Origin of the sequence: Kamptonema animale CS-326 (assembly GCF_028330895.1) — a bacterium.
GTDB lineage: Bacteria > Cyanobacteriota > Cyanobacteriia > Cyanobacteriales > Microcoleaceae > Kamptonema > Kamptonema formosum.
In genome coordinates this window covers 1-8,407 of record NZ_JAQMUA010000072.1, presented here as the reverse complement: position 1 = coordinate 8,407, position 8,407 = coordinate 1, and the positions used below count along the sequence as shown (strand labels likewise).

Annotated in this window: 7 protein-coding genes and 1 pseudogene; 6 read left to right on the top strand and 2 right to left on the bottom strand. The window is 45.1% G+C overall.

The annotated features are described in order from the left end of the window. Both PN499_RS04405 and psbC read left to right on the top strand, forming a co-directional pair. A pseudogene (locus PN499_RS04405) lies at window positions 1–184 on the top strand (photosystem II D2 protein (photosystem q(a) protein)); the annotation flags it as partial. Between the two features lie 87 nt (window positions 185–271). Then, the gene (psbC, locus tag PN499_RS04400; protein ID WP_272030463.1) at window positions 272–1,651 is read left to right on the top strand and encodes a photosystem II reaction center protein CP43; all 1,380 of its coding nucleotides are present in this window, start codon (window positions 272–274) and stop codon (window positions 1,649–1,651) included. Between the two features lie 404 nt (window positions 1,652–2,055). On the opposite strand, the gene PN499_RS04395 is transcribed toward psbC, so the two are convergent. Both PN499_RS04395 and PN499_RS04390 read right to left on the bottom strand, forming a co-directional pair. Continuing rightward, window positions 2,056–2,676 carry a DUF3177 family protein gene (locus tag PN499_RS04395; protein WP_272030462.1) on the bottom strand — a complete coding sequence of 207 codons (621 nt, stop codon included), beginning with the start codon at window positions 2,674–2,676 and terminating at the stop codon, window positions 2,056–2,058. A 220-nt stretch (window positions 2,677–2,896) separates the two neighbouring features. Beyond that, complete coding sequence (locus PN499_RS04390) at window positions 2,897–3,118, bottom strand: Calvin cycle protein CP12 (protein ID WP_272030461.1); 222 nt, start codon at window positions 3,116–3,118, stop codon at window positions 2,897–2,899. Between the two features lie 372 nt (window positions 3,119–3,490). Between PN499_RS04390 and PN499_RS04385 the strand changes: the two genes are divergently transcribed. The 4 genes from PN499_RS04385 (at window position 3,491) to PN499_RS04370 (ending at window position 8,358) form a co-directional block, all read left to right on the top strand. Beyond that, on the top strand, window positions 3,491–4,750 hold the full coding sequence (locus PN499_RS04385; protein ID WP_272030460.1) for an FIST signal transduction protein: 1,260 nt from the start codon (window positions 3,491–3,493) through the stop codon (window positions 4,748–4,750). Between the two features lie 112 nt (window positions 4,751–4,862). Beyond that, complete coding sequence (locus tag PN499_RS04380; RefSeq protein ID WP_272030459.1) at window positions 4,863–5,558, top strand: hypothetical protein; 696 nt, start codon at window positions 4,863–4,865, stop codon at window positions 5,556–5,558. 623 nt (window positions 5,559–6,181) lie between these two features. Next, window positions 6,182–7,567, top strand: coding sequence for a hypothetical protein (locus PN499_RS04375; RefSeq protein ID WP_272030458.1), 1,386 nt, complete (start codon window positions 6,182–6,184; stop codon window positions 7,565–7,567). Between the two features lie 203 nt (window positions 7,568–7,770). Beyond that, on the top strand, window positions 7,771–8,358 hold the full coding sequence (locus PN499_RS04370) for a Uma2 family endonuclease (protein ID WP_272030457.1): 588 nt from the start codon (window positions 7,771–7,773) through the stop codon (window positions 8,356–8,358). The last annotated feature ends 49 nt before the right edge of the window (window positions 8,359–8,407 follow it).

The window sequence follows — 8,407 nt, the reverse complement described above, 5'->3', positions numbered from 1 at the left end:
CTTGCGGGCTTACGATTTCGTCTCCCAAGAGTTGCGAGCTGCTGAAGATCCTGAGTTTGAAACGTTCTACACTAAGAACATTCTGCTTAATGAGGGTATCCGCGCTTGGATGGCTCCTCAAGACCAACCGCATGAAAACTTCATCTTCCCTGAAGAAGTTCTTCCTCGCGGTAACGCTCTCTAATATTTGAGATTTGGATTTCAGAGCAGTTTATAATCTGGAATCCAAAATCCCACATCCAAAATCCAAAATCGCTGGAGGTTCTACCGAGTGGTAACGCTCTCTAATCCTTATTTAAGCGGCCGCGACCAAGATTCCACCGGGTTTGCTTGGTGGGCCGGTAACGCTCGCCTGATCAACCTTTCCGGTAAGTTGTTAGGCGCTCACGTTGCTCATGCTGGTTTGATCGTATTCTGGGCCGGAGCGATGACTTTGTTTGAAGTCGCTCACTTCATCCCCGAAAAGCCTATGTACGAACAGGGCTTAATTCTCATGCCTCACGTCGCTACCTTGGGTTGGGGCGTAGGCGCTGGCGGTGAAGTCACCAGCATCTTCCCCTTCTTCGTCGTCGGTGTAGTTCACCTGATATCCTCTGCTGTTCTCGGTTTGGGCGGCATTTATCACGCCGTTCGCGGCCCAGAAACCCTGGAAGAATACTCTCGCTTCTTTGGGTATGACTGGAAAGACAAGAACCAGATGACCAACATCCTGGGCTACCACCTGATTATTTTGGGATGCGGCGCTCTGCTGTTGGTAGCTAAAGCAATGGCTTTTGGTGGCTTGTACGACACTTGGGCTCCTGGCGGTGGCGATGTACGGGTGATTACCAATCCCACGCTCAATCCGAGTGTGATCTTCGGCTACTTGACTCGCTCTCCCTTCGGTGGCGAAGGCTGGCTCGTTAGCGTCAATAACTTAGAAGATGTTGTTGGCGGTCATATCTGGGTTGGCTTGATTTGTATTGCTGGCGGTGTCTGGCACATTCTAACTAAGCCTTTCGGTTGGTCTCGCCGCGCCTCTATCTGGTCTGGGGAAGCTTATCTTTCCTATAGCTTAGGCGCTTTGTCGCTGATGGGCTTTATTGCTTGCTGCTTTGTCTGGTTTAACAATACTGTTTACCCTAGCGAATTTTATGGGCCGACGGGGCCAGAAGCTTCTCAAGCTCAAGCTTTGACCTTCCTGATCCGCGACCAACGCTTAGGCGCAAACGTCGGTTCTGCACAAGGCCCAACTGGTTTAGGTAAATACTTGATGCGCTCTCCTACTGGCGAAATTATTTTCGGTGGTGAAACGATGCGCTTCTGGGATTTCCAAGGCCCTTGGTTGGAGCCTCTGCGCGGTACTAATGGCTTGGATTTGAACAAGATCAAGAATGATATTCAGCCTTGGCAAGCTCGCCGCGCTGCTGAGTACATGACTCACGCTCCTTTGGGTTCTTTGAACTCTGTGGGTGGTGTGGCGACTGAGGTTAACTCGTTTAACTATGTGTCTCCGCGTTCTTGGTTATCTTGTTTCCACTTTGTGATGGGTTTCTTCTTCTTGGTTGGTCACTTGTGGCACGCTGGTCGCGCTCGCGCGGCTGTTGCTGGCTTTGAGAAAGGTATTGACCGGGAGAATGAAGCTGTACTTTCTATGCCTAATCTTGATTAGGTTTTTTGATTGATTTGAAGGCTCCTGTTTAAATGGCAGGAGCTTTTTTTTAGGGGCTAGGGGAAGAGGGGGAGCGGAGGAGCAGGGGAGCAGAGGAGAGGGGGAGATGGGGGAGTAACTTAATTAATTAAAAATTAAAAATGCAAAATAAAAAAAAATACAAAATTAAAAATTGTGAGATTAAATTTTTAATTTTTAATTTTTAATTGATCGGAGGGGAGAGGGGGAGGGTGGGTAATTAGCCATTACAGGACTTACGCACCCAACCAAAGAAACCGGGTTTTTTTGACGAAAATTCTTCGTTTTTACCCACAGATTCTCTCAAAAACCCGGTTTCTAGGGCCATGAGCGTAAGTCCTGTAGCAATTAACAATTAGCCATTAGCCATTAGCCATTAGCCTTTATCATTGTCCTGTAGCCGATCGCCCCTGTTTCCCCAACTTGATTAATACAAAGTAGCTCAAGTAAATTACATAAACTACTAAACCAACCAACCCCAAAAAGCCCAAAAATTGGACATTTCCATTGTGGTGAAAAATATCTTTATACATCCAAGGCGCATCTAACCAAACTCGGCAAAATGGCTCGTCCATCAATTGACTTTGAGATTTGAAACCGCAATTTATAAACGGAATTTGGGCGATCGCACCTAAAGCGCTATAAATAGTAACAGCCCAACGCCACGAGGTAAAACTCAGTTTCAGCGGCGACTGTGGGCGATCGTCAATTTCTTCGTTAAGATCTACCCAAAACCAGAGAGACACAGGAATGAGCGCACGAGCTAATAAGGATACTCCAAAACTTATAGGCAATGCAGCGATCATTAGATAAACTGTAATTGCTAACAAGCTGGCTACCCGCCAATAAATAATTAATAACCGTACCATTGCCTCAGCTTTTTCCACAAAAGCCCAAATCAGTAAAATTAGCGGTATCAAAATAGTAAATAGCACCGCTAGTCGGTAATCTGTCCAGACTAGGGGTTGAAACCAGGGTGAATTAGCAGCAAGTAAAAAGCTCGACATTTTCAAACAAATTTAATTAGATATTTTTGCAAAAATTCTACTAAACAAATAAAACAAGCAACTGGAATACCTTTCTCAAATCCCAGTTGCTTGCTAAGGCTTGCCAGCTTTAGGGTCTAAACATTGCTCCGTCAGCCTTCACCTTAATTGAGTTTGTCCGTATCAAAGAAGAAGTTCAACTCCAGAAGCAAACTAGGCTGATAGCTGACAGTTGCGAATTTTAATCCTCATATAATCGGCACTCAGCCGCATCGGGGTTATCGTCGCAATATTTCTCAAATGAATTCTTTGGTTTATTCTGCTTCTGGTGGGAAGCTTCAGCTTGCAGTTCTTCAACTGCATCCCATGCTGCCGCGCATTCACCTGACGCACCGCCTTTAACATCGCATACAGCACGAGCGTTTGCGAGTTCTTCGTCAATTTTTTCTTGGATGTTATTCATGGATGTTGTCTCAGTCACTTTAATCATTAGGAGATTAATCACTAGGAGAAACTTCTCCCGTCTGAAATTTGGTTAGAGGTTCCAGTTGCAGATTGGGCTAAATTAGCCCACCAATAGTAGCTTTAGAAGTGCTACTCAACTATTCATACATTAAGTTGGGGTGTCACAACTGTATTAAGCTTTATCTTTTAAGATTTTGCCACTAATCCAAGTTGAGACCTCACAGCCTTAATAGATCCATAGGTTAATTTATCTTAACATAAGATTTCCCAGCGTGGGATCTGCTCCGATCGAATCGCTCTTGCGGCGGCATAACCAGGTTAGCCTAGTGAGAAGAGCAATTGTAAGCAAATTAATTATAGGAGTGTCAAGATGTACGCGCCAAGCGAAATGCAGTGGGTCAGCGCCTTATCAACCCGCCCTTCCTTAGAAGCTGCTCTCAAAGAAGTTGTAGAACAAGCTCAGCAAGGATTGCAGGGGCCAGCAGATTTGGGGTTGGTGTTTATATCGTCTGCTTTTGCCAGCGAGTATTCTCGCCTAATGCCCTTGCTGCAAGAATACCTGCCGGCCGCTGCGATCGCTGATTGCGGAGGCGGGGGCGTTATTGGCATGAATAGAGGCGGTATAACTGAAGAAGTCGAAGGAACGCCAGCCCTAAGCCTGAGTCTGGCACGTTTACCGGGGGTAAAAGTAAAAGCCTTTCACATAGCAGCAGAAGAACTTCCTGACATGGACAGTCCCCCGGATACTTGGGTAGAACAAATCGGCGTTTCCGCCCAAGAGCAACCCCAGTTCATCTTATTAGCCGATCCCTTTTCCTCAAAAATTAACGACCTACTCCAAGGGTTAGATTATGCCTATCCCGGCTCAGCTAAAGTCGGGGGACTCGCTAGCGGGAATGGGATGGGGAGGAGTGCAGCACTATTTTGTAACTATCGACTTTACCGAGAAGGGACTGTGGGAGTAGCCCTCAGCGGCAATATAGTTTTGGAAACGATTGTAGCTCAAGGCTGTCGGCCCATTGGTCAACCCTATAGAGTTACAGAAGGAGAGCGTAATATTTTGCTGGGGCTTGAAGAGCAAGAGAGTTTAGAGCAACGAACAGGTAGCGGCCGTAAACAATCGCCTCTAGAAGCTTTGCGAGATTTAATTTCTACTCTCAGCGAAGAAGATCGGGAATTAGCCCAGCACTCTCTGTTTGTAGGGGTAGTCAGAGATGAATTTAAGCTGAAATTAGACCAAGGAGACTTTTTAATCCGCAATCTGCTGGGGGTAGACCCCAAGGTAGGAGCCATTGCAATTGGCGATCGCGTCCGCCCCGGTCAACGCATCCAATTCCACCTCCGCGATGCCCGTACCTCCGCAGAAGACCTAGAAATGCTACTCGCTCGCTATCAGCGGGAAGCCCCCTTTAACCCAGTCGCCGCTAGAGCCGGTGCCTTAATGTTTTCCTGCATGGGGCGGGGCGAAGGTCTTTACGGTGAACCCAGCTTTGATTCCCGCCTGTTCAGCCGCTACCTCAACAATATTCCTCTCACTGGCTTTTTCTGTAATGGTGAAATCGGCCCTGTCGGCGGTAGTACATTTCTGCATGGTTATACCTCCGTATTTGGGATTTGCCGCCAACCTTAGACGCGGTAATTATAAGTTTTGAGTTGTGAATAGTTGTTAACTGTTAACTGTCAACTGTTAACTGTTAACATTCTCTCTTTTTAAGTAGGGCAGGAGATAATTTACAAATATTATGAAACCCAATCAAGAGCAAAAATTAGCTTTGCAAAAAATGTTTAAAATTGGCATAGATAGAGCAGTTGATATGCTCAATTATATCACAGAAATGCCGATTTTTTGGGAGCTTTACCCCTTGGAAATATTGTCCCCCCAGGAATTGCAAGCTGAACTGGAGAAAAGCCTCGGTACAGAGCGGATTGTAGCAATGGAACTCATATTCAGTGGAGAATTTCAGGGCAGCGCTCAGTTAATTTTCCCTAAAGATAGCGCCGCCTTGCTGGTGAATGCCATCGCCAGTGAAGATCGTCGTACCCTTGACCAAAATGCCTTGAGAAAGGAAACTTTGACTGAGGTGGGAAATATTTTCTTCAACGGTATTATGGGAGTAATTAGCACAGTAGTTGAGCGGGGAATTACCTATATGCTACCGAGTTACCGAGAAGGGACGGTAAAGCAATTGGTGTCGGAAAATAACTCTAGCGTTTATGCAATCGCCTTGCTCGGTCACATACAATTCAAGATAGAAGAAGCTCAAGAGCAAAGCAAACAACAGCTCCATAGTTTTAGCAAAATATTGCCATCAAAATACGTGAAATTGTTTGTAGACAAATCGCAATCAGGGAAGAATATTGTCTTTTTCTTGAAAGTAGATAAGCTAGAGAGTTTATTGTCAAATATCAACAATATTTCGGAATATTTTGATTGCTAAATTCGGGAAGTCATAGCAAAAAAGAGGTTTTTAACTCTGTGAAACACAGGTTTGACCTTTCTCTAAACCTCTCTCCTCAAAAGATAGAGGCTGACTCCCATTTCAAGTACCATATTGATTCCTTTTCCCATTACTTAATTTATGTAGAGCCACTGTTCCGAGGGACTGGAACCGCTGGTAATGCTGAGTTACAGAAGTAAGATCGGGACTGACGCATCCAACCAAAGAAACCGGGTTTCGACTTTCGCTCAACCAGCAGTTTTTAGACTAAAATACTTCGCCCGGACTCACATACGATCGCAAAAACCCGGTTTCTGGGAGTCCATGCGTAAGTCCGATAATATGTAAATCCGGCGTAAGGGAAAATCCAGCCCGATAGGTTGATTTTTTGAGTACAATTCAGTAGAATCCAGAAAATAGACAAGTTAAGTCTTTAAAACTTACCCCAATACTGGGGAAAACTTAACTCTTGAGGAGCTAGTTGCAAGACTAGGATAGCAAACCGCCATTTTTGGCCAAAGGATTGCGCCCAAGAACCCTAGCATTAGGGATATTTTAGAGTGAAACTTCTAAAGAATTCCATCCCCTTTAGAGGTGGAAGTGTCAAAATTGGGACTAAACTTATGCCTGAAGCTGATCTTCCTGGAAATCAGCCCCCGCGCTTCCTGACGATCGAATCCGATGCTAGCGTTTTACCGCCAGCTACTCCTTCCTCACTGACAGATGTGGCAAAAAATGCCGGCGAGTCGAAAGATCCCCAAGCAGTAAAACTAGCCACCAGTCAACCGACTCTCCCAGAACAACCTGAAGAGGAGTGGGAAACAGTCAATTTCCCCAACGCCATCAGCGTAGATGCAATTCCTACCAAGTCTGTTAAAGGTGGGAAGTTGAAGAAGGAAACAGGAGAATTGTCCGCTAGAGCGATACCAACTGATTCTCCTTCCCCCATATCTCCTTGGACAGTCCGCGATCGCGATCGCACCATTCATTTTTCACCAGAGACTCCAAGTAAAGCTGAATCTCCTACAACTTTGGTTCAAGCCTTGCATGAGTGCAACCGCGATTTAATGCAGCGGATAGCGGAACTAGAAACAGCACTGATTGAGTCCCAAAACGCATTAGAGGCGAAAGAAACCTTACTAGAGCAACGCATTGCTGAACTAGGCGACGCTCAGGAACAAATAACCAAGTTGTTCGGCAAACAAGAACAAGTCAATCAAATTATCCAACGCCAAGAAGTTTTAATAGAAACTTTAACAGCACAGGTACAAAGCAGCCAAACCCGCATTGCTGTAATCGAGCGAGAATGTGCCTTGACTCAGCAGCGTTACAGCGAACAGCAACATCTGGTAGTACAAACAGAAAATAGTTGTCGGGAACTGCGATCGCGCCTACATCGCCAGCAACGCCACACCCTACAATTCAAAGCAGCTTTAGAAAGGTATTTAGAGATGCCTCATCTGATCAAGTCAGAACTCAAAACTCAGACATCAGAAAGTGCAGATGACAATACTCCCACCCCATCTGAAGCTGTGATGGCTACACCCAAAGGCCAGAATACAGAAGTACAATTGAAACCTCAAGCTTCACCAGTCAAACCTTGGTCAGGGAAACCGGAGTCAATTCCCGAAAAGCCAGCCTTAGAAGAACCAAAAGCGCCTTCTTTTCCCCAAGAAAATCCGATTGTGAGCACATTATTAGAAGCATCCAGTAATCAACTGCATGAGGTGGAAACCTACTGGCATATAGAGCCGACAATGGAGAATCCATTTCTCAGTGCGGAAGCTGAACCGGAACTGGAAGATACCCCAAATCCCAATGAGTGGGAAGCATTTAGAGCATCTCCATTTTCAGATTCAGCCGAAACGCGATTACCTGAAAATCCCCAATGGACAGCAGAGCCGATTTTTGTGGGGAAAGCTGACTGGGTAGCATCGATCACCTATTCGCCGGGCCCTGGTAAAAAACGGCGATCGCTAGCTGAAATTGAATTACCCAGATTTAGATAGTTGTTAGTGGTTAGTGGTTAGTGGTTGGTTGTTAGTTGTTACTACACATGAAATTAGCAATTAGCCATTACCAATTACCAATTACCAATTACCAAGTAACTAATGAAAAAGGAGATTTACTAGCAGTTTCTACAGGCGCGATCGCCTTGGCAAAAAAATCATAAAGTAGTAAAATATAATCATCCCCAACCACACCAAATCAGATGACTGCCACAACCCAACGCTTTACCCTAGAAGAGTATCTGCGCCATAATGACGGCACAGATATTCTCTATGAATTAGTTAAAGGAGAATTAGTTTCAATGGCACTGGGAACTGGAAAACATGGTGAAGTTGTCGATTTTCTTAATACTCAATTTCGCAACGAGATTGCTAGAATGGGACGGGATTGGGTATCTAAACAAATGGCGATTGGCGTTCAATCTCCGCGCGGCGATCGCTGGGATACGGTTCGCATTCCCGATCTAGTTGTTATTCCTAAAGAACAATGGCGAAACTTGCAAAACCGCGAGGCTGTTATTCTTCTCAATGAACCGCCACCGCTTTTAGTAGTAGAAATTGTCAGCGAATCAACTAAAAGTATTGACTACCGCGCCAAACGTGCCGAATATTGCGTTCTAAATATTTCTGAATATTGGATTGTCGATCCGTTACAAGCAAAAATTACTATTTTTACTCTTTCTGAAGGATGGTATGAGGAAGCTGTTTTTACAAATAGCGATCGCCTCATTTCTCCTACCTTTGGCGAACTTAATCTAACAGTTAATCAAATTTTAGAAGGTGAGATTTAATTGCTATCTGTCATTGCGAGCGAAGCGAAGCAATCGCAGAGACTAGGCG

Excerpts from the sequence above, each read along its gene's own strand:
- PN499_RS04395 (WP_272030462.1), bottom strand. The coding sequence starts at position 2,676 with ATGTCGAGCTTTTTACTTGCTGCTAATTCACCCTGGTTTCAACCCCTA.
- PN499_RS04390 (WP_272030461.1), bottom strand. The coding sequence starts at position 3,118 with ATGAATAACATCCAAGAAAAAATTGACGAAGAACTCGCAAACGCTCGT.
- PN499_RS04385 (WP_272030460.1), top strand. The coding sequence starts at position 3,491 with ATGTACGCGCCAAGCGAAATGCAGTGGGTCAGCGCCTTATCAACCCGC.
- PN499_RS04380 (WP_272030459.1), top strand. The coding sequence starts at position 4,863 with ATGAAACCCAATCAAGAGCAAAAATTAGCTTTGCAAAAAATGTTTAAA.
- PN499_RS04375 (WP_272030458.1), top strand. The coding sequence starts at position 6,182 with ATGCCTGAAGCTGATCTTCCTGGAAATCAGCCCCCGCGCTTCCTGACG.
- PN499_RS04370 (WP_272030457.1), top strand. The coding sequence starts at position 7,771 with ATGACTGCCACAACCCAACGCTTTACCCTAGAAGAGTATCTGCGCCAT.